Source organism: Variovorax sp. OV084 (assembly GCF_900111625.1).
GTDB lineage: Bacteria > Pseudomonadota > Gammaproteobacteria > Burkholderiales > Burkholderiaceae_C > Variovorax.
Genome location: NZ_FOII01000010.1, coordinates 173,231 through 194,263 on the forward strand (window position 1 = coordinate 173,231; position 21,033 = coordinate 194,263).

The 21,033-nt window shown below is 67.3% G+C and carries 15 protein-coding genes; 10 read left to right on the plus strand and 5 right to left on the minus strand.

The genetic code is table 11. The features are described from left to right. Positions 1 to 9: 9 nt before the first annotated feature. The 8 genes from BMW87_RS23270 (at position 10) to BMW87_RS23305 (ending at position 11,704) form a co-directional block, all read left to right on the plus strand. The gene (locus tag BMW87_RS23270; protein WP_093078888.1) at positions 10 to 744 is read left to right on the plus strand and encodes a cysteate racemase; all 735 of its coding nucleotides are present in this window, start codon (positions 10 to 12) and stop codon (positions 742 to 744) included. Next, positions 717 to 2,198, plus strand: a complete 1,482-nt coding sequence (locus tag BMW87_RS23275; RefSeq protein ID WP_256216877.1) for a dicarboxylate/amino acid:cation symporter — start codon at positions 717 to 719, stop codon at positions 2,196 to 2,198. The genes BMW87_RS23270 and BMW87_RS23275 overlap by 28 nt, the downstream gene beginning before the upstream one ends. Beyond that, entirely contained in the window at positions 2,195 to 2,671 is a 477-nt protein-coding gene (locus tag BMW87_RS23280; RefSeq protein ID WP_093078891.1) for a hypothetical protein, read from the plus strand. The genes BMW87_RS23275 and BMW87_RS23280 overlap by 4 nt, the downstream gene beginning before the upstream one ends. Before the next feature lie 65 nt (positions 2,672 to 2,736). Beyond that, positions 2,737 to 4,077: a type VI secretion system baseplate subunit TssK gene (tssK, locus tag BMW87_RS23285; protein ID WP_093078892.1), complete on the plus strand. Its 1,341-nt coding sequence runs from the start codon at positions 2,737 to 2,739 to the stop codon at positions 4,075 to 4,077. A 9-nt stretch (positions 4,078 to 4,086) separates the two neighbouring features. After that, positions 4,087 to 4,848, plus strand: coding sequence for a DotU family type IV/VI secretion system protein (locus BMW87_RS23290; RefSeq protein ID WP_093058205.1), 762 nt, complete (start codon positions 4,087 to 4,089; stop codon positions 4,846 to 4,848). Between the two features lie 43 nt (positions 4,849 to 4,891). Then, on the plus strand, positions 4,892 to 8,974 hold the full coding sequence (locus BMW87_RS23295; RefSeq protein WP_093078894.1) for a type VI secretion system protein: 4,083 nt from the start codon (positions 4,892 to 4,894) through the stop codon (positions 8,972 to 8,974). Beyond that, positions 8,959 to 10,194, plus strand: coding sequence for a type VI secretion system protein TssA (gene tssA, locus BMW87_RS23300; RefSeq protein ID WP_256216880.1), 1,236 nt, complete (start codon positions 8,959 to 8,961; stop codon positions 10,192 to 10,194). The genes BMW87_RS23295 and tssA overlap by 16 nt, the downstream gene beginning before the upstream one ends. Before the next feature lie 31 nt (positions 10,195 to 10,225). Then, positions 10,226 to 11,704, plus strand: a complete 1,479-nt coding sequence (locus BMW87_RS23305) for a hypothetical protein (protein ID WP_093078897.1) — start codon at positions 10,226 to 10,228, stop codon at positions 11,702 to 11,704. Positions 11,705 to 11,978: 274 nt separating this feature from the next. On the opposite strand, the gene BMW87_RS23310 is transcribed toward BMW87_RS23305, so the two are convergent. From BMW87_RS23310 to BMW87_RS23330, 5 genes are all read right to left on the minus strand, one after another. Continuing rightward, entirely contained in the window at positions 11,979 to 12,416 is a 438-nt protein-coding gene (locus BMW87_RS23310) for a CBS domain-containing protein (protein ID WP_093078898.1), read from the minus strand. Positions 12,417 to 12,464: 48 nt separating this feature from the next. Next, a complete protein-coding gene (locus tag BMW87_RS23315; protein WP_093078900.1) occupies positions 12,465 to 13,520 on the minus strand; it encodes a 2-oxoacid:ferredoxin oxidoreductase subunit beta in 1,056 nt (351 codons plus the stop codon). After that, complete coding sequence (locus BMW87_RS23320) at positions 13,517 to 15,364, minus strand: 2-oxoacid:acceptor oxidoreductase subunit alpha (protein WP_093078901.1); 1,848 nt, start codon at positions 15,362 to 15,364, stop codon at positions 13,517 to 13,519. Before BMW87_RS23320 ends, BMW87_RS23315 begins: the two co-directional genes overlap by 4 nt. Then, positions 15,361 to 17,172: an FAD-dependent oxidoreductase gene (locus BMW87_RS23325; RefSeq protein WP_093078903.1), complete on the minus strand. Its 1,812-nt coding sequence runs from the start codon at positions 17,170 to 17,172 to the stop codon at positions 15,361 to 15,363. The genes BMW87_RS23320 and BMW87_RS23325 overlap by 4 nt, the downstream gene beginning before the upstream one ends. 105 nt (positions 17,173 to 17,277) lie before the next feature. After that, the gene (locus tag BMW87_RS23330) at positions 17,278 to 18,156 is read right to left on the minus strand and encodes a LysR substrate-binding domain-containing protein (RefSeq protein WP_093058198.1); all 879 of its coding nucleotides are present in this window, start codon (positions 18,154 to 18,156) and stop codon (positions 17,278 to 17,280) included. Positions 18,157 to 18,366: 210 nt separating this feature from the next. Between BMW87_RS23330 and psrA the strand changes: the two genes are divergently transcribed. Together psrA and BMW87_RS23340 are read left to right on the plus strand one after the other, a co-directional pair. Beyond that, positions 18,367 to 19,461, plus strand: a complete 1,095-nt coding sequence (gene psrA, locus BMW87_RS23335) for an iron-containing alcohol dehydrogenase PsrA (RefSeq protein WP_093078904.1) — start codon at positions 18,367 to 18,369, stop codon at positions 19,459 to 19,461. Between the two features lie 112 nt (positions 19,462 to 19,573). After that, the gene (locus BMW87_RS23340; protein ID WP_093058196.1) at positions 19,574 to 20,884 is read left to right on the plus strand and encodes an MFS transporter; all 1,311 of its coding nucleotides are present in this window, start codon (positions 19,574 to 19,576) and stop codon (positions 20,882 to 20,884) included. The last annotated feature ends 149 nt before the right edge of the window (positions 20,885 to 21,033 follow it).

Consider the following 21,033-nt stretch of genomic DNA (forward strand, 5'->3'; position numbering starts at 1 on the left):
CACGCACTCATGTCACGCATCGGCGTTCTCGGCGGCATGGGCCCATCGGCAACGGTGGACTTCATGGAAAAGATCATCCAGCTCACTCCCGCCACGCGCGACCAGGAGCACCTGCCGGTGATCGTGGCGAACCTGCCGCACGTGCCGGACCGCTCCAGCGCCATCCTGGGCACGGGGCCCGACCCGCTGAGCGCGCTGCTCGCGGGCATCGACGTGCTCAACGACATCGGCGTGGGCGTGATCGCGATTCCCTGCAACTCGTCGCACCACTGGTATGCGCAGATGGTCGAGCACAGCCGGGCGCCGGTGATCCACATCGCGCAGTCGTGCGTGGCCGCCATAGCCACGACACCGGGCGAACGGCCGGTGCGGGTGGCGGTGCTCGCCACGCGCGGCGCGCTGGCCTCTGGCTTCTACCAGCAGGCGTTGCGCGAACGCGGCATCGACTTTCTGGTGCCCGACGCCACGACCGGCCAGGACCACGTGGACGCCTGCATCCGCGCCGTGAAGGGCGGTGACGTGCAGGCCGGCGCGGCAGCTTTCGAGCTTGCGCTGGAAGCACTGTCCGCCACCGGCGCCACCGTGGTGATCATGGGCTGCACCGAATTGCCGATCGCCGCGAAGGCAGCGAACGCCGCCGGGCACAGCGCGCTGATGCTGATCGACAGCTCGCTGGAGCTGGCCCGCGCCACCGTCGCCTTCGCACTCGACAAGGGATGGAACAAGCCGACATGGGTTTCCTGACGCGCATGTCCCACAGCCTGCTCGCCCTGCTTCTGTGCATGGCGGCAGGCGGAGTCGTGGGCGTCTATGCGCCTGTGGTGGGCGACGTGGGGTACACGGCAGCGCAGGTCTACCTGGCCATCGTGAGCATGGCGGCCATTCCGCTGCTGGTGGTCGCCACCTTCTTCGGCCTGCGCCAGACCATGGGGCTGCCCTTTCCGGGACGGCGCATCGCGATGATCGCGGGCCTTGCGCTGCTGCTGGTGATGAGCTGCGCGGGCACCGGGCTGGCACTGGGCTGGGTGAACTCACCGGGCGCGCACCTGGACGCCGAATCGCGCGAGCACCTGGGCGAACTGGTGCAGCAGGCCGGCGACGGCGGCGACCTCGAAATGCGCCTGCACGACAGCAGCACGCAGGCAACGGCCATCGAGCGCCCCCGCGTCACGCTGGTGCCCGACAACTTCTTCCGCGTGCTGGTGGAGGGGCGCTCTCTGGGCATCCTGTCGTGCGCGCTGCTGTTCGGCCTGGCCTTTGCCGCGCTGGCGCGCACGCAGCACGCCGCGCTCAACCACATGTTCGAGGGCATCTACCGCACGCTCGAACTCATCATCGCGCGCGCCAACATCCTGCTGCCTGTGGTGGCCTTCGGTATGTCGGCGCACGTGTTCGCGCAGACCGACGCGGTGACGATCCGCGCCATGAGCGGCTTCCTGCTGCACTTCGTGGCGCTGGTGGCGCTGCTGGCCGCGGGCGCCATCGCGGTGATCCACCAGCGCGGCAACCAGCCGCTGGCCGATGTGCTGCAGCACCTGAAGACGCCGATGCTCGTGAGCCTGATGTCGTCGAGCACCACGGCCAGCATTCCGCACACCATCGAGGCGATGAGCGCGCGCCTGGGCTTCAGCCGCGGCATCGTCGAGCTGGTGGTGCCCACCGCCTCAGTGTTCCTGCGCGCGGGCTCGGCGCTGTACTACGTGCTGCTGGCGCTGTTCGTGGCCAACCTCTACGACCGCACGCTCAGCGCGGCCGACATCGGAATGATCGGCATGGGCGCGACGGTTGCGGCCTTCGCCTCGGCCGGCAACAACAGCCTGACCAACGTGGGCTACGCGGGCATCGTGCTGGCGATGCTGCAGCTGCCCATCGAGGCTGCGCTGGCGCTGTTCCTGGCCATCGACCTGATCTGCGAGGGGCCGCGCAACCTGCTGACGCTGCTGGCCACCTGCGTGCTGATTTCCGTCGTGTCGGCGGGCCTGCCGTCGGAGCGCGTGACGGCGCCTGCCGCCGACGCGGTACCCGCGAAGCCGCTGCGCTTCGTGCTCACGCGCGGCAACGTCATGCTGCTGGCGGGCTGCAGCGTGCTGGCCTCCCTGCTGATTTTGCTGATGGGCATTGCCGTGGGCGCGCGGCAGGCACAGCCCTCCGCCGCGTATGCGACTTCAGCCGCGGCGAACCCTGGAATATCGCGATGAACCGCACAAAGACTCTTCTCTTCAGATGGATCGCCGCCCTGCTGCTGCTCTCGCAGCTGGCCGCATGCGGCAGCCTGTTTCCCAAGGGCACGCGCGTGAACTGGAGCGAGCTCACGCTGTCGGCCTCGCCCGACGCCAACCAGAACAGCCCGGTGGCGGTCGACGTGGTGATGGTGCTCGACGACACCATGCTCGCCCGCATCACCGAGCTCACCGCAGCCAAGTGGTTCGGCGCGCGCGCCGACCTGCAGAAGACCTTTCCGCAGGGCCTGTCTTACCTCTCGTGGGAGCTGGTGCCGGGCCAGACGATTCGCGTGCCCTCCAGCGCCTTCGGCTCGCAGCGCGTGGCGGCCGTGCTCGTCTTCGCGAACTACACCACGCCCGGCGCCAATCGCGTGCGGGTGGAAGACCTCAAGGGCGCCGTTGTCGCCCGCTTCGACGTTCAAAGCTTCGACGTGTCGACCACACGCTGAACAACCCGGACCCTCGCCAGTGAACACCGCATTCCATCTTTCTTCTTCCTGCGCAGGAGCCCGCCATGTCTGACGTGCACAGCGCCGCCCCCATCACCGACCGCATCGAGTGGCATGAAGGCATGCTGCTGTCGCCGCAGCACTTCCAGCAACTCTCGGCGCGCACCGATTCCCTCGTGGCCTGGCAGACGCTGGCCGCCGCGCCCTTCAGCTGGGGCGTGCGCCGCCTGGTGTTCGACCAGGGCCTGCTGCCCGCCGGCCTGCTGCGCGTGCTGGCGCTCGACGCCATCCTGCCGGACGGCACCGCCGTGCAGTACTCGGCTGCCGAGGCCGCGCACGGTGCGCTCGAACTCTCGCTCGCGCCGCATAAAGACCAGCTTGCCGTCGAGCCGCTCGACATCTACCTCACGCTGCCGGTCGCCGGCCCCGCGCGGCATCGCGGCGCGACTGTGCGCTTTCGCTCGGTGTCGGGCGCGCCGGTGGAAGACGCCGTGTCGGACGCCGAGCCCGCGAACATCCCCCGCATGCTGCCGCGCCTGGCACTCAGCGCGGGCGCGGTGCCGCCCGGCACGCACGTGCATCTGCGCTTGGGCCAGGTGTTCAAGGACAACGAAGTCGTGAAGCTCGGCGACGCGCAACCGCCGCTGCTCGAAGTAGCGCGCGACAACCCGCTGTGGACTGCGGCCGCCGGCCTGCTGGGCCAGTTGCGCGGCAAGGCGGCCTTCGTCGCGAAGCAGACGGCTGTGCCCTCTTCACGCGTGGACGACCGCCTCGCGCACCTCGAACTGAAGGACCGGCTGCGCAGCCTGCTTTCGGGCCTGCCGCATGCCGAGGCCGTGCTGCGCACGCCGCACCTGCATCCGCTGCCGATGTACTGGTCGCTGTGCGCGCTGCTGGCATCGCTGAGCCTGCTGCGGCCCGGTGGCCTGCCGCCGGTGCCGATGGACTATGACCATGCGAACCCCTCGCGCGTGTTCCAGCCGCTGCTGCTGGCGCTGCGCGACGCGGTGTCCGAAGTAAGCCAGGAGTACCGCGAGCACAAGTTCGAGTTTCGCCAGGGCGCATTCGAGACCACGCTGCAGCCGCAGTGGCTGGCCGGCACGCGCATCGTGGTCGGCCTGCGCGGCCAGTCCGACAAGGATCTGCTCGCCTGGATGGACAGCGCCATCGTCGGCGCGCAGTCGGCCTACCCCTCGCTGCGCGAACGCCGCGTGCTGGGCGCGGTGCGCCGACCCATCGAGTCGGCCGACGAACTCGGCCTGCGCCCCGGCTCGGGCTACCTGCTCTACGCCATCCAGACCAGCACCGCTTTGACCGTGCCCGGCGAACTCCTGGTGATCGCCAACGCGAACGAAGGCGCCACCGCGCAGCCTCCGCAGGAAATCGTGCTGTTCATCAAAGACTGATCGACCCCCATGGCACGCACCCTTCCCGACCTTGCGGTCGACGACCACATCACCAAGCAGTTCCGCGCGTTCTACGACGAGATCGTGAAAGCACGCGACCGCACCGCCGAATCGCGCGAGACCGACATCGACATGGTGGCGCAGGCGCTGGCCCGCCACCTGGAGAACCTGCTCGAGCTGCAGTCGCTCGAATCGCGTCGCGAGAGCACGCGCTTCGAGCTGGAGAACGTGGCCGACGCGCGCTACCTCAAGGCCGCGCTGGCCGACGAGATCCTGCTGCACACGCCGTGGATCGGCCGCGAGCGCTGGACCGCCCACCTGCTGGAGTCTTCGCTGTTCCGCACCAACATCGCGGGCGACCTGGTGTTCAGCCGCATCGAAGAGCTGCTGTCGGGCCGCGAGCCTTCGCGCCGCGACATCGCGCGGCTGTATCTCTTTGCGCTGGCACTGGGCTTCCAGGGCAAGTACCGCGGCGGCGGCGAAGAAGCCCGCCTGCTGGGCTATCGCGAAGAGCTGTTCCAGTTCGTCTACCAGCGGCAGGCCGACTTCTCGGGCCGCGACCGCGTGGTGTCGGAGCGCGCCTATGCGAGCACGCTCTCGCACATCGCTCCGCGCAAGCTGCCCACGCTGAGCCGCTGGACGGTGCTGTTCCTGCTGTGTACCGCCTCGCTGCTGGCGGTGTCGGAGCTGTTGTGGCTGTGGCAGTCGTGGCCGGTGCGGCAGGTGCTGCAGCCGGGTGCGGTCGATGCATCGGGGGCATACCAGCGATGAACGACATGCTGCGCCATTCAAAGAGCCCCAGGAGGTCGTCGCCATGCTGACAGACCAGCTCTTCCTCATTTCCATCGCGGTGCTCACGCTGGTGGTGCTGCTCGTGCTCGGCATGGTGCTGTACTTTGCGGCACGGCGTTCGCACGCCAAGCCGTCGAGCGACCCGAAGGTCGCGCGCATCCGCTTCGACTCGCTGCGCAGTTCGTTCCGCCAGGCCGTGGAGCTGATCGAAGGCAACATCGCCTCGCGCGCCGACCGCTACGGCATTCCGTGGATCATGCTGCTCAACGAGGGCGACGACCATCGCCAGTTGCCCATCGAGCAGTCGGGCGTGGCGAGCGCGCTGAGCACCGAGTCGGCCTCGGCCGCGACCACGCAGGGCATCTCGTGGCACTTCTTCGACCGCGGCGTGGTCATCGACATCCAGGGTGCCTATCTCGGCTCGCCCGATGACGACGACGCCTCCGAGAAGCCATGGGACGAGTTCCTGGGCATGTGCCGGGCCTACCGGCCGCAGCGGCCGTTCGACTCGGTGGTCATCACCATTCCGGCGGCGCTGCTGCTCGACGACAGCACCGACGGCCGGCTCGAACTATCCAAGCGCGCCAAGCTCGCGCACCGCCGCCTGTGGCTCGCACAGAACCGCTTTGCGATGCGCTTCGCCGTGTATGTGCTGGTCACCGGCGCGGAACACCTCGAAGGCTTCAGCGCCTTCGCGAGCGCCCTGCCCGAGCCGCTGCGCGCGAGCATGCTGGGCTGGTCGTCGCCTTATGACCTGTCGACCACCTACCAGCCGGGCTGGGTCGACGAGGCGGTGGGCACCGTGGTGCGTTCGGTGTCCGACGTGTCGGCCGAGCTCTTCGCCACCGATACCGCGCCGCAGGGCGCCGGCCCGCAACTGCTGCTGCCTTCGCGCATCGAGGCGCTGCGCGGCCAGCTGCAGCTGTATGTCGATGAGCTGATGCGCCCGAGCGCGTACCACGAGCCCTTCTTCTTCCGCGGCATCTACCTGACGGGCGACAGCGGCGAATCGGCACAGGCAGTTGCCGCCATCGACGCCGAGCACGACAGCTACGGCCAGAAGGACCTCGAGCCCATCGGCGGCGACCTGATCGCGCAGCTGATGCGCCAGCCGGCGTTCTTGCGTGACCTGTTCGAGAAGAAGATCTTTCTCGAGTACGGCCTCACGCGGCCGTCGCGCACGCAGACACTGGCGCGCCCGGTGCTGCACCGCGCGCTGCGCTGGACGGCCATCTTGTTCCTCAGCGGCTGGGGCATTGGCCTGGTTGTGGCCACATGGCAGCTGCACCGGCACAACAGCACGCTGGTATCGGCGCTCTCGCAACTGCAGCACGATGCGCAATACCGCATGCGCGCACTGCAGCGCGGCGAGACCATTCCGACAGCGTGGTACCGCAACAAGGCGCTGTCGCTACTGGCAATGAACGAGCGACTGCGCACCGACGGCACTTATTCCTTCTTCATGCCCGGCTCGTGGCGGCCCTTCGACGACCTGAACGAACGCGTGATAGAGCGCATCGAGCGCGAGTTCGGCGACATCGCCGTGAGCACGCTGCGCCGCGAGTTGATGGCGCGCGTGAGCCAGCTGAGCGGCGTGGAGCAGGACGAGGCCACCGGCGAATTCATCGTCGGTGCCAACTGCAGCCTGCCGCCGAGCTTCAAGACCATCGGCGATGCGCCGCGCAAGAACGGCCTGCTGGTGGAAGACCAGCCCGAGTTCGGCGCCCTGCAACGCTACCTGGGTTCGGCCGAGCAGCTCGACACCGCCCTGCAGGCGGTGGAGCGCCTGCGCCAGCCTTCCACCGGCAATGCGGAAGACCTGCGCGTGGCCGTGCGCTACGCGCTGGGCGCCGAGCTGCCCGCCGACCTGAGCCGCAACCTGCGCTACTTCCGCCAGGCGGCCGAGGGCAATGCACTGGCGATTCCGCTGGCGCCGGTGCAGTCGGCGCTGCGCTGCGCGCTCGACAAGGGCACGGCGCAGCTCGACACGCGGCTGTTCGTCAACAACGAGCTGCTGGTGTCCGAGCAATCGCTGGGGCGGCTGCTGCCCTCGCTTGCCAGCGCAGGCACCTTCGCGCGCACCACGGCCAGTTATCGCGAAGTGATCGCCGCCATCAAGGACCAGGAAGACCTGGTCGCCTCGGGCAAGGGCGGCTGGATGCGCCAGCCGGTGCTGGTGCTGGGCGCCTCGTACGACCGCACGATCGCGCGCATCGAACAGAACCGCCTGCTGGGGCAGGAGCCGGCCGATGCGGTGCGCGGCCGCGCGCAAGATGCCTTCCAGAAATTCCGCGCCGAGTTCAACCTGCGCTTCGGCGGCGCGCAGCCCGGCCTCGTGTGGCAGGACAAGGAAGGCCGCTTCGCGCTGGCGCCCGAACGCATCGCGCTGCGCGACGCACTCACCGCGCTGCTGGCGCAGCCCTTCATGGCCGCCGCGCGCGACCGCGAGCTGCCGGGCGCGGGCCTTCGCTCGACGGCCACATGGGATCTCATGCGGCTCGACCAGGCACTGGCCGTCGGCGACATCCGCAAGCGCTACATGACCGACGGCATGACGGCCTTTCCGGCCATGGTTCGCCCGGGCATCGAGAGCGCGCTGAATGCGCACTTCGCGCAGCTCGTGGTCGACCAGGTGGCCGAGGCTGCGACCGGTGCGAACGATGGCATGCGCCCCACGTCAGGCGCGCTGATGGCCACCGACACGCAGGCCGCAGCCTACGAAGCCTCGCGCCAGCGCCTGGCCAAGATACAGGCACTGCTGTACGAGATGGGCGCCGGTCCACGCGCCGAAGACCTGCGCGCAATGATGTCGCGCGACGCGCTGCAACGCCTGGAAGGCGTGGACGAAGCCTTCAACCAGTCGGAGCTGTACGCCATGCGCGGGCGCGACTTCCAGGGCTGGCGCGGCGAGCGCGGGCCGATGCTGGTGGCCTTCGGCGTGCCGGACACGGGCTCGCTCGCGGCCTACCTGGGGCAGCAGTTCAACCGCACCGAAACGCTGGGCAAGCTGGCCGACAGCTACATCGCGGCGCTCGACGGCGCGGGTGCGGGCTCGGTGCTCGCGCAGCGCTGGCAGGCCATCAACCGCGACCTGGAGCGCTACCGGCTGAAGAACCCGAACAGCAGCCTGCTGCTGCTCGAACAGTTCCTCGGCACGACCGGCGCCGAGATCGACCGCGAGACCTGCGCCGCCAAGCTGGCCGGCAAGGCGCCGGCAGCGCGCATCGGCGACTACTTTGCCGACCGCCACCAGCAGATCTACAGCGCCCTGCTCGCGCGCTGCTACGAGCTGCAGTTCGGCGACCAGCAGGAGCTGTGGACGCAGTTCTCCACGCGCTTCAACCGCTCGCTGGCGGGCCGGCATCCGTTCGGCGCGGCGACGGGCCGCGCCTTCGACCTGGCCGACCCGGCGGACGTGAACGACCTCGCACGGGCCTTCGACCCGCTGTCGCGCGCGCTGAAGGACAACCGCACCGACGGCGCCGTGCGCACCTCGGCCATGCCGGGGACGGCCGCGCGCCGCTTCGCGGAGCAGTTCGGCCGCGCACGCGACTTCATGCTGCCGCTGTTCCCGACGGAGGAAGGCGCCGCGCCGGGCTACGACCTGAGCGTGGACTTCCGCGTGAACACCGGCGCCGAGATCGAGGGCAACAAGATCATCGACTGGTCCTTCGAAGTCGGCGACCAGGTGCTCAAGCAGCGCGACCCGCCGCGCACGCTGCGCTGGGAATACGGCATGCCAGTGGCGCTGGTGCTGCGCATCGCGAAAGACTCGCCACTGGCGGCGCGCGCCGACCCGCAGCAGCACGCACTGCTGACCGACGGCCAGACCGTGAGCTTCCGCTTCGCCGACCCGTGGGCGCTGTTCACGCTGGCGCAGCGCCAGCGTGAAGCCGACACGGTGCAACGGCCGGACGGCCGCTCGCAGTTGCTGAAGTTCGAGTTTCCGCTGGTGGCCCAGTCGGCTGGCGACACCGCCCAGTCGCCTGCGGGAGGACGCGCGCGCGTGTTCCTGCGCGTTGCCGCAAGCCCCGCCGGCAAGAAGACCGCCCTGATCTGGCCCGCCGCGTTCCCGATGCGCGCCCCTGAATGGAATACGCCCTGATGGCCGCCGTGCTCGCTCCCCTGAACACCGAGGCCGCCAACGGCTTCGCACCCGACCTCGCGGCCTTCCTCGCGCCGTTGCAAATCGAAGGCGAAGGCCCCGCCGGGCCGCCGCTGCGCTACGACCCGGTGTACTCCCGCATCCGCGATGCGCGTATGGAGGAAGACGCCAGCCTGCCGATGGGCGAATGGACCCGTCCGCTCAAGAAGGCCGACTGGCGCGCCACCGAGATGTTGTGCGCCGAGGTGCTGCAACGGCGCAGCAAGGACCTGCAGGTGGCCGCATGGCTCACCGAAGCGTGGGTGCATCGCCATGCGATCGACGGGCTGATCGCCGGCACACGGCTGCTCGAAGGGCTGGCGCGCGACTTCTGGCAAGACGTGCATCCATGCATCGGCGAGGACGGCGACGCCGACATGCGCACGGCCACTTTCGTGTGGCTCAACGACACCCTCGCGCAGACCCTGCTGATGCGCGTGCCGCTGCTCGCATGGCCGGATTTCTCCCCACCCTTCATCAACCTTGGCGACTGGCAGCGCGCGCTGACCACCGAGTTCGGCGCCGGTGCGGGCAATACCAAGTCGAAGGCGAAGGAAGTGGCGGCAGAGCCGAGCGCGCAGACGGTGTCGCGCCAGGACATCCTCGACCAGGCCGCACGCGACCTGCATGCGCTTGCCGCACTCGACGACCGCGTGACGCTGGCCGCCGATGCATGGCGCGACCTGGGCGCACTGCTCGACGAGCGCCTGGGCGCGGACGCGCCGAGCCTGTCGAAGGTGACGGAGATGCTGCTTCGCATGCGGCAGGCGCTGCGCAGCCTGCTGCAGGAGCGCGACCCGCGCGATGAAGAACCACCGGCCATGCCAATGGAGCCGCCCGCAAGTTGGGCGGCGGACACATCAACGCTTTCCGCGACCTCGATGGACGACAACGACATGAGCGAAGCCCCTTCTCCTCCTCCTTCTCTTTCTCCTTCCGCGCCGCTGCCGCAGGCCGCGGCAAGCGGGCGCATCGGCAGCCGCGCCGAGGCCTACCAGTTGCTGGAGTTGGCCGCCGCCTACCTGCTGCGCGAAGAGCCGCACAGCCCAACGCCCTACCTCGTCAACCGCGCGGTGGCGTGGGGACGTATGCCATTGCCGCAACTGATGCAGGAAGTGCTCCGCGAGGACGGCGACCTGAATCGGTACTTCTCGATCATTGGCGTCAGGCCCGACGCCTAGACAGATTGATCTCTTCGATGGAGCTTTCAACATGCCACGCCACCTCAAGCGCACCGGTCAGCACCTGTATGTCGATGGTTTGCATCTGCTCGGCATCTGCGAGCGATTGATGAAGGAAGCGGTGCTGGCCGGCGCTCCCGGAGGCGCCGGGACGCCTGCGGCCCCCTACACCATGGCCAATGCCGGTGACTGGGTCGCACGCTGGCGCGCGTCGACGCGCGAGGGCATGGTCTATTACAAGATGGCGGGCAGGCTCATCAGCAAGAACCACAAGGTGTATGTCGGCGACGTCGGGCCTGCATACCTTCAATCCACAAGCATCCTGGAGAGTTCGCTCAAGGCATTCCGGTCCAAATACGGCAGGCTGCCAAAGCTCAATCTCCACTTTGGCTATGCCGTCACCTCAATAACAGTAATCAGGGCTGCACTCAACGTCGACAACGCGACGTGGAAAGCATTGCGAATCGAGCAGACGGGCACTCCTCCGCCAACCTGGACGGCATCCATCCTGAGCACTCACCTCATTGCGATGGCAAGAACCCCAGGCGCTTCATCGAACGACCCCAACGATTACATCGATGCGAAGGACAGAGAACTCCTCCAGGAGTGGGCCACCAAGAACGCAATCAACGACCCGCAGTACCAGGTACTCGCGCAGAGGGTGGCCGACCCGGGCCTCATCTATGCAAAGAGCACCGACAGCGTCTATGGCGGCACACGGCCTGCCCCCTGGAGCGAGATACGCCATTCCCCCGTGATCGCCAAGGCGGTCCGCTCCCTGATGAAGGGCGAGTCCCCGTCGTTGGCCGCCAGCCCGGCTGGATACGACAAGGACTACGCGCGCAAGCAGTTGCTGCTGCCCGTCATGACGATGGCGATCTTTCACGCGGAGCCTGCGAGAAACCCGCGTGCATGGCCGATCAACCTGATGATCCTGGACCTCGCGGAGTCCACCACCGCACGCTTCACGTGGGACGCGATCCTGTGGCATCCGCTTGCAATTCCGCAATCGGCCACTACGGGCGCCGGCCATGTTCTCGCCGTGCCCCTGAGCGGCCCCCGGGGGCCGCATGCTCCCCTGGTGCCCTTCGTCGGGCCGCAGCCGACGCAGCAGGAAAAGACGGCACAGGCACGCGCGGAGCGCGCGATCGTGCCCATCACAAGCACGCTGAAGCTGCATCTCGTCGGCGGACTGATTCCGGCAAGCCCCACTGACGGCGGTCGAATAGGCGGGCGTCCGCTCTGGTCGCAGAACAGGTTTGCTGCAACCGAGCCTTTCGACTTCATCCATCAGAAAGAGATCGACGTGCTGCTGCAGTGGCTGATGCAATTTCCGGAGATCGGCACCCATTGGAGCGTGCAGGACCCGCCGCCGCACGGCGCCACGCTCGTGCCGGCGATGCAGGTTCTGCAGCGCCAGGTTCCCGCCGATGTGGCAACGACCACAGGCTTGACCCGCATCGCCGCCCGGCTCCAGACCCGGATCGGGACCCTGGATTACATGCATTAGCCAGACCCCCGTCTCTCAGGAGTTCTCCGCTCCGGCGCTTGCTGTTCAATGCGCCCGCGAGCGCCAAGTTCACGCACAAGTACGAAGTCGTCCGGGCCGAGCTGCCCGGCGCCGAGTTCAATACCAGGACCAAGGCCTGACCCAAGACGAACTTCACGCAGCTCCAGGCGTGGAAGCAGATGGAGGCGCTGCCCTGCTTCAAGGCGAACAAGGAGATTCCGGACGCGGTTGCGCTCTAGGCGGCAACGGTCGCAGCGGGACCGAACGCCGCGCCTCAACCCAGCACGTCGTTCACCTGCTCCCGAAATTCGCTCAGGCTCACGGCGGCCCCAATCTCCCGCGGCAACGCATCGCGCACCGAGAACACGCCCAGGATCTTCGCCCCCGCCGCCAGCGGCAGGTGGCGAAAGCCCCGTTCGAGCATGAGCGCGACAGCGTCGGACACCAGCGTTTCGGGCGGCACGCAGATGGGGTTGGGCGTCATCACGTCGCGCACCGCCGTGCGATCAGGGTCCAGCCCCTTGGCCAGCACCCGGGTCATCAGGTCGCGCTCGGTCAGGATGCCCAGCAGCGTGTCGGGCAGGTCCATGATGAGCACGCTGCCGCAGTTGGCACGCGTCATCACGCATGCGGCGTCGCGTACGTTCGCCTGCGGACCCAGGCTGATCACGTGCTTGCGCGAGATGGACTGGAAAACAGTGCGCTCGGTCATGATGCACCCTCCGGAAGTGGCGTCGTGGATGGTGCCGCCGACAGCGGCTCAGCGCAAGGAGGCGTTGAGCCGCTCCAGCGCCATGGCGCCGGGGCAAAGCTGGTCAGGCCCCATCGCGTTGAGCGACTGGTCGCTGGTGTTGAGCGCCGTGTGCAGGTCGGTGGCCAGCGGGTCGACATAGAGCAGGCCGGTCACCACCTCGCCCATCTCGTGATGCCGCTGCATGTAGGCCATGGCGGCATAACGGTCGCCAGGGTTGTAGTCGGGGTGCAGGCTGCGCAGGCGCAGCAGCGTGCCGTCGTGCTGGCGCACGTCCATCACTTCTCCGGGCTCGATGTCGGCGACGATTTCGTCCCGCCCGCTGATGAAGTCGATGCGGCTCACCGCCTCGTTGTGCTCGCGCACGTAGTCGTAGCTCTTGGTGCTGCCGGGGTGGTTGTTGAAGGCAACGCAGGGGCTGATGACGTCGATGAAGGCGGAGCCACCGTGGCTGATCGCCCCTTTTATCAGTGGCACAAGTTGCGCCTTGTTACCCGAAAAACCCCGCCCCACGTAGCTGGCGCCCAACTGCAGCGCCATGGCCACGAGGTCCACCGGGCTGTCGGTGTTGACGACGCCCTTCTTGCTCTTCGAGCCCTGGTCGGCGGTGGCGGAGAACTGGCCTTTGGTCAGGCCATAGACGCCGTTGTTCTCCACGATGTAGGCCATGCGCACGCCGCGCCGCATGGCGTGGGCAAACTGGCCCAGGCCGATGGAAGCCGAATCGCCGTCGCCCGAAACGCCCAGGTACAGCAGGTCGCGGTTGGCGAGGTTGGCGCCGGTCAGCACGCTGGGCATGCGGCCGTGCACGGTGTTGAAGCCGTGCGATGCGCCCAGAAAGTAATCCGGCGTCTTCGAGCTGCAGCCAATGCCCGAGAGCTTGGCCACGCGATGCGGCTCGATGTCCAGCTCCCAGCAGGCCTCGATGATGGCGGCGGAGATGGAGTCGTGGCCGCAACCGGCGCACAGCGTGGAGATCTTTCCCTCGTAGTCGCGCCGCGTGTAGCCGACCTTGTTGGTGGCCAGCGTCGGGTGACGCAACCGGGGCTTGGCAAGGTAGGTCATGCAGGCTCTTTCTTATCGGTGCTGCCGGAGGCTTGCGTCTGTTGTTGCACATGCGCGCTGATCGACTGGACGATGAAGCGCGCGGTGATGGGCGTGCCGTCGAAATGCAGCATCCGTATCAACCGCGCCGGATCGGCGTCCAGCTCATTCACCAGCAGGCTGCGCATCTGTGCGTCGCGGTTCTGCTCGACCACGAACACCTTTTCATGCTGCGCCAGGAACTGCACCACGCTGTCCGGGAAGGGAAAGGCGCGCAGCCGCAGCGCGTCGAGATGGATGCCGCGTTCTTCCAGCGCCTGCAACGCCTCGTGCATCGATGGGCTGGTCGAACCGAAATAGATCACGCCTAGCTTGGTCTTTTCGGCAGCAGGCCTCAGCACCGGCTGCGGCACCAGCGTGGCTGCTGTCGCGAACTTCTTCAGCAGCCGCTCCATGTTGTAGATGTAGTCCGGCCCGCGCTCCGAGTACCGGGCGTAGGCGTCGCGCGTCGTGCCGCGCGTGAAGTAGCTGCCCTTGGTCGGGTGCGTTCCGGGCAGCGTGCGCCAGGGAATGCCGTCGCCATCCACATCCTTGTAGCGGCCGAAGTCGCGGCCCGCCTCGAGCTCTTCGGCGCTCATGACCTTGCCGCGGTCGTAGGCCTTGCTGTCGTCCCAGGCAAAGGGCTCGCACAGGCGCTGGTTCATGCCGATGTCCAGGTCCGTCATCACGAACACCGGCGTCTGCAGCCGGTCGGCCAGGTCCAGCGCCGCCGCCGCATGCTCGAAGCACTCGTGCGGGTCCTCGGGAAACAGCAGCACATGCTTGGTATCGCCGTGCGAGGCATACGCGCACGAGAGGATGTCGGCCTGCTGCGTGCGCGTCGGCATGCCGGTGGAAGGGCCGCCACGCTGCACGTTGATGAGCGTGACGGGGATCTCCGCAAAGTAGGCCAGCCCGATGAACTCGCTCATCAGCGAAATGCCCGGCCCCGAGGTCGCGGTGAAGGCCCGTGCGCCGTTCCAGCCGGCGCCGACCACCACGCCAATCGATGCGAGTTCGTCTTCCGCCTGCACGATGGCAAAGCGGTGCTGGCCGGTGGCCGGGTCCACGCGGAACTTGGTGCAGTACTTCTGGAAGGCCTCGGCCACCGAGGACGACGGCGTGATCGGATACCAGGCCGCGACCGTGGCACCGCCATACACGCAGCCCAGCGCGGCGGCACTGTTGCCATCGACGAAGATCCGGTTGCCGACCCCGTCGGCACGCCGCACCCGCAGCCCCAATGGCTCGTGCAGGTTCTCCCGCGCGAAATCGCAGCCCAGGTGCAGCGCCTGCACATTGGAGGCCAGCAGCTTTTCCTTGCCCTTGTACTGTTCGCCGAACAGCTTCTCGACCACCTCCGGCTCTATGCCGAGCAGGATGGCCAGGGCGCCCACATAGACGATGTTCTTGAACAGCTGGCGCTGCCGCGGGTCCTGATAAACGGCGTTGCAGATCTCAGTGAGCGGCATGCCGATCACGCGAACGTCGCTGCGGAACTTCGATGGCGGCAGCGGCCGCGTGCTGTCGTAGAAGAGATAGCCGCCGGGCTCCAGTTCGGCCAGGTCGGCCTCCCAGGTCTGCGGATTCATCGCCACCATCATGTCGGTGCCGCCGCGCCGTCCGAGATGGCCCTGCTCGGTCACGCGCACCTCGTACCAGGTCGGCAGGCCCTGGATGTTGCTGGGAAAGATGTTGCGCGGACTCACCGGCACGCCCATGCGCAGGATGGCCTTGGCGAACAGTTCGTTGGCAGAGGCCGAACCCGAGCCGTTGACGTTGGCGAACTTGATGACGAAGTCGTTGACCGCCTCTATCTGCTTCATGCGGCCACCTCCTGCGCATGCCCTTGCCCGGCAGGCGTCATCTTCAACAAGAACTTCTGCATGTCCCACGCGCCCGTGGGGCAGCGCTCGGCGCACAGGCCGCAGTGCAGGCAGACGTCTTCATCCTTGACCATCACGCGGCCCGTCTTGAGCCCGCCGGATACATACAGGTCTTGCGCCAGGTTCAGCGCCGGCGCCTTGAGCCGTGATCGCAACTCGACTTCTTCGCCGTTGTCGATGAAGTTGATGCAGTCCATCGGGCAGATGTCCACGCAGGCATCGCATTCGATGCAGGCAGCTTCGGTGAACACGGTCTGCACATCGCAGTTCAGGCAGCGCTCGGCCTCCTTGAAGGCGGTGGCGGCGTCGAAGCCCAGTTCCACTTCCACGCGGATGCTGGCCAGTGCGGTCTCGGCCTTGGCCCACGGCACCTTGTAGCGCAGGTCGTTGGAGGTGTCGTTGTCGTAGCTCCACTCGTGGATGCCCATCTTCTGCGAGACCAGGTTGGTCATCGGCGCCGGGCGAACGTAGACCGGCTCGGCACGCAGCAGCTTGTCGATCGACACCGCAGCCTCGTGGCCATGGGCCACGGCCGTGATGATGTTCTTGGGGCCGAAGGCCGCATCGCCGCCGAAGAACACGTTGGGCACCGTCGACTGGAAGGTGTTCTCGTCCAGCTTCGGCAGGCCCGACTTGTCGAAGGCGATGCCGCAGTCGCGCTCGATCCACGGGAATGCGTTTTCCTGGCCCACCGCGACCAGCACTTCGTCGCATTCGAAATACGCGTCCGGCTCGCCGGTGGGCACCAGCGTGCGGCGGCCCTTGTCGTCGTACTCGGCGCGGACGATCTCGAAGCGCATGCCCAAGAGCTTGCCTTCTTCGTGGACGAAGGCCTTGGGCACGTGGAAGTCGATGATCGGAATGCCTTCGTGCTGGGCGTCTTCCTTTTCCCAGGGCGAGGCCTTCATTTCGGCGAAGCCGCTGCGCACGATGACCTTCACGTCGGTGCCGCCCAGGCGGCGGGCCGAGCGGCAGCAGTCCATTGCCGTGTTGCCACCGCCCAGCACGATCACGCGCTTGCCGATGCTGCTGACGTGGCCGAAGGAAACCGAGTTGAGCCAGTCGATGCCGATGTGGATGCTCGCCGCCGCTTCCTGTCGGCCTGGCACATCCAGGTCGCGCCCGCGGGGTGCGCCGCAGCCGACGAAGATCGCGTCCCACTCTTGCGCCATCAGAGCCGTCATCGAGTCGATGCGCACGCCGCTGCGGAACTCGACGCCCAGATCGAGGATGTAGCCAGTCTCCTCGTCGATCACCGACTCCGGCAGGCGAAAGCGCGGTATCTGCGTGCGGATGAAGCCGCCGGCCTTGGCTTCGCCGTCGAACACCGTCACTTCGTAGCCCAAAGGCGCCAGGTCGCGCGCGACGGTGAGCGAGGCCGGCCCCGCACCGACGCAGGCAACACGCTTGCCGTTCTTCGGCTCCAGCTTGGGCATGCGCGCGCGCACGTCGTCCTTCATGTCGGCTGCCACGCGCTTGAGCCTGCAGATGGCCACCGGCTCGGGCTCCCCCGTGTTGCCCTCTTCCACCCGTCCTCGCCTGCAGGCCGGCTCGCAGGGCCGGTCGCAGGTGCGCCCCAGGATGCCGGGGAAGACGTTGGACACCCAGTTGATCATGTAGGCGTCGCTGTAGCGGCGCTGCGCGATCATGCGGATGTATTCAGGGACGGGGGTGTGCGCCGGGCAGGCGTACTGGCAATCGACGACCTTGTGGAAATAGGCCGGGTTGGCAATGTTCGTTCGCTGCAATGCGTGTCTCCTGCCAGCCGCCAGGGACCCCGGAGGGGCCGACGCGCGGCTCTGGCGCAGTATGCGCCGCACAGGCGGGAGCGCAACCTTGGTGAAATCCCGCAGCTAGCCGGCCTGCCCCTCCAGGGCAACGGCAAAGAGGGCATCGATCAGCGGCCGCTCCCTGCGGATGGAAAGGCAGCACAGCGAATAGCTGATCGACAGCTGCTCATCGTCGATTGCCACGGCCGCCAGGCCCGGCAGCGGAATGAACTCCACCTGCGTGACGAAGCCGACGCCCATTCCGTTGGCCACCGCGTGCAGGATGGCCTCGCGGCTGTTGATTTCCATGGCGCAGTGCAGGTTGACTTTCTGCTGCAGGCAGGCGCGCTCGACGCGATGCCGGGTCTTGGAACCGGGCTCGCGCAGGATGACCGTTTCGTGTTCGATGTCGCGGGTGGTGATCGATGCGCGCTTCGTCCACGCATGGCCTTCGGGCACCACCGCGACGATGCGCTCAGCGCGGTAGGGCGCGATGTGCAGGCCCTCGGCCGCCGCGGGTTCGGCGACGATGCCCACGTCGATGGAGAAGTCCTGCAACCCCCGGAGGGTGGACTCCTCCGACCCGATCGACACCGTCAGGTCCAGCGACGGATGCGCCTCCTTGAAGTTACGCGCCAGCTCCAGCGCAATGGGCGGCGAGACCGCGCCGACGCGCACCAGCCCCACCTTGAGCTTGCGCGCGCTCTCCAGGAAGAGCATCGCCTCTTCCTCCTGCCCGAACAGCCCCTGCGTGATGGCATAGAGCCGCTCGCCGGCCGCGGTGAGCCGCACGCCGCGCCCGCTGCGCAGGAACAGTTCCACGTTGAAGCGGGCCTCCAGGGCCTTGACCTGGTCGGTCACCGTCGGCTGCCCGATGTGCAGGTACTGCGCCGCCGAGGTGAAGCCGCCCGTCTTCGCCACGGCATGGAAGCATCTGATCGATTTGTAGTACTGGTGGAACATGCATTCGGGCCCCGGCGAAACCGGCGGCTCCTTCAGGAAGAAAGCCTCTCACAAGCACGCCCGGGCGCGAATGAGCGCTTTCCCGGTCGCGATGCCCGCATGGGCCATCCATCGATTTTCGACCATGCGGACACCGGAAATGCGATTGGACGCGATAGCGGGCCGCTTCGACACTGGCCGCCATACGAGACAACCGAAGCGAAAGACCCGATGCCCCACGCGTACCACAACCCCGTTTCCATCCACTGCGGCCGAGGCAGTCTGGAGCGGCTGCCCACGATCCTCGCCGGCCGCCGCGTCGTCGTCGTCACCTTTCCCGAAGCCCGCGAGCTCGGACTGGTCTCCCGCCTCCGCGAGCTCCTGAAAGACTCGCTGCTCGGGGTGATCGACGACGTGCGCCCCAATCCCGACGTGGCGCACTTGAGCGACCTCTACAACCGCTTCTGGCAATCGCCCGAGGCATGCGATGCCATCGTCGCCGTGGGCGGCGGCAGCGCCATCGACACGGCCAAGGCGCTGATGGTGGGCACGGCAAGCGGCCAGTTCGACGAACTCGTCGGCCTGCTGGCGACTGGCAAGCCCTTTGCCCCCACCAGCGTCAAGCCGCTGATCGCGGTGCCGACGACGGCGGGCACCGGCAGCGAAGTGACGCCCTGGGCGACGATCTGGGATGCCGCCCGGCAGAAGAAATACTCGCTGCACCTTGACGCCACCTGGCCCGAGGCCGCCATCGTCGATCCCGAGCTGATGCTTTCGGTGCCGGCGGGCACCACCGTGTCGACGGGGCTCGATGCGCTTTCCCACGCGCTGGAGTCGGTGTGGAACGTGAACGCAAACCCCATCTCCGACACCTTCGCCATCTCCGCCGTGCAGGACATCTTCGAATGCCTGCCGGCGCTGCGGGCCGATCTCGGCAACGTCGAACTGCGCGAACGCATGGCGCTGGCCGCGCTCAAGGCCGGGCTTGCGTTCTCCAACACGAAGACGGCCCTGGCCCATTCGATCTCGTACGAGATGACGCTGCGCTACGGCCTGGCGCACGGGATCGCCTGCTCGTTCACGCTGCCGATCGTTCTTGAAAAGGCATGGGCCCGCTCTCCCGATCGGGACCGCACGCTGCAGCGCCTGTTCGGGCCGGACCTGGCCGCCGGTGCCCGGCGCTTGCGAGACTTTCTCCAGGGACTCGGCGTGAAGACCGAGTTCGCGGACTACGGCGTGGCGGACAGCGAAGCCGCGGCCATGATCGCGCGCGCCATGGATGGCGCGCGCGGCAAGAACTTCATAGGGGCGGTGTCCGCCCAGTAGTCTGTCAGTCAGTTAGTCGGTTAGTCGGTTGAATCTGTAGAACGTCGAAAAAAATGCCGGCATTCGAGCCGGTCCCACGGACCCACGTCCGTCAAGAACAGGAGACAAAGACATGCAATTGGCAAATCAAGGCCTGCAGGCCGGGGCGTACGCGCCGCCTCTCGAACATTCATTCCGGCGCGCGCAGTGGCGAATGCTGCTGGCCGCGATGTTCTGCTACCTCTTCTTCTATACCGGCCGGCAGACTTTCGGCTTCGCCATCCCGGGGCTGCAGAAGGAATTCGGATTGTCGAAGGAGGTCTTGGGTTGGGCCTCGGCCAGCCTGCTGTGGTGCTACGCCATCGGCCAGGCGATCAACGGCAACCTCGCCGACAAGTTCGGCGGCCGGCGCGTGATGACCGCGGGCGCCATCCTGTCCTGCGCGGCCAACTGGGTCGTGAGCTTCGCCGTCGGGTTCAAGACGCTCGCGATTCCATGGGGCGTCAACGGCTACTTCCAGGCGCTCGGCTGGGCGCCGGGCAGCCGCCTGCTGTCGAACTGGTGGGGCACCGGGGAGCGCGGCAAGGTCTTCGGCTTCTACACCTTCGCTGCCGGATGCGCGTCGGTGCTGTCGTTCGTCACGTCCATCGTGGTGGTCAACGTGCTGCACCTGGACTGGCGCTGGATCTTCAGGCTGCCCGTGCTGCTGATGCTGGTGGGCGGCATCGCGTTCTACCTGATCGCCCGGGAGCGCCCCGAAGACCTCGGGTTCAAGTCGCCCGACACCGGCATAGCCAACGCGGAAGACGCGAAGGCCGCGTCCCTGCAGCACACCACGCCTGACGAAAGCTCGTGGACGCGCTACAAGGCCGTGCTCTGCAACCCGAAGCTGCTCATCGCGGCACTCGCCATCGGCTTCCAGAATGCCGCGCGCTACGGGCTGATCGTCTGGGTGCCGGTGCACTTTCTCGGCAAGGACTGGAGCAAGATGGCCGACGGCATGATCGATCCCGCATGGATCTCGGTCGCACTGCCGGTGGGCATGGCCTTCGGCGCACTCACCAACGGCTGGATCTCCGACCGCGTCTTCGGCTCGAAGCGCTACAAGGCCATCGTGCTGTACATGCTGCTGGGTGCGGCCGCCTCCGTCGGCATGTACCTGCTGCCCACGAGCATCGGCGGGCTGGCGCTTCTGTTCCTCGCAGGCTTCTTCGTCTACGGCCCCGCCTCTTCGTTCTGGGCGCTGTGCCCCGACCTCGTGGGAGCCAAGCGCTCGGGCACCGCCACCGGCGTCATGAACTTCTTCTCGTACCTGCTGGCGGGCCTCGGCGAACCGCTGATCGGCCGCCTGCTGGATCACTCGGGCAACACCTCGATGGTCTTTCCGATCGTGGCCGCCAGCTGCCTCATCAGTGCCTTCATCGCGGTCTTCATCCGTCGCTGAAAGAGCCCTTTTCTCTTCACCTCCAAGGAATCCCTTCTCATGAAACCCGACTCGCTCGAAGTCAATGCCCGCAGCTACCGCTGGATGAGCCGCCCCGTCGTGGTGGTGTGCGTCGATGGCTGCGAGCCTGCGTACCTGGACGCGGCCAT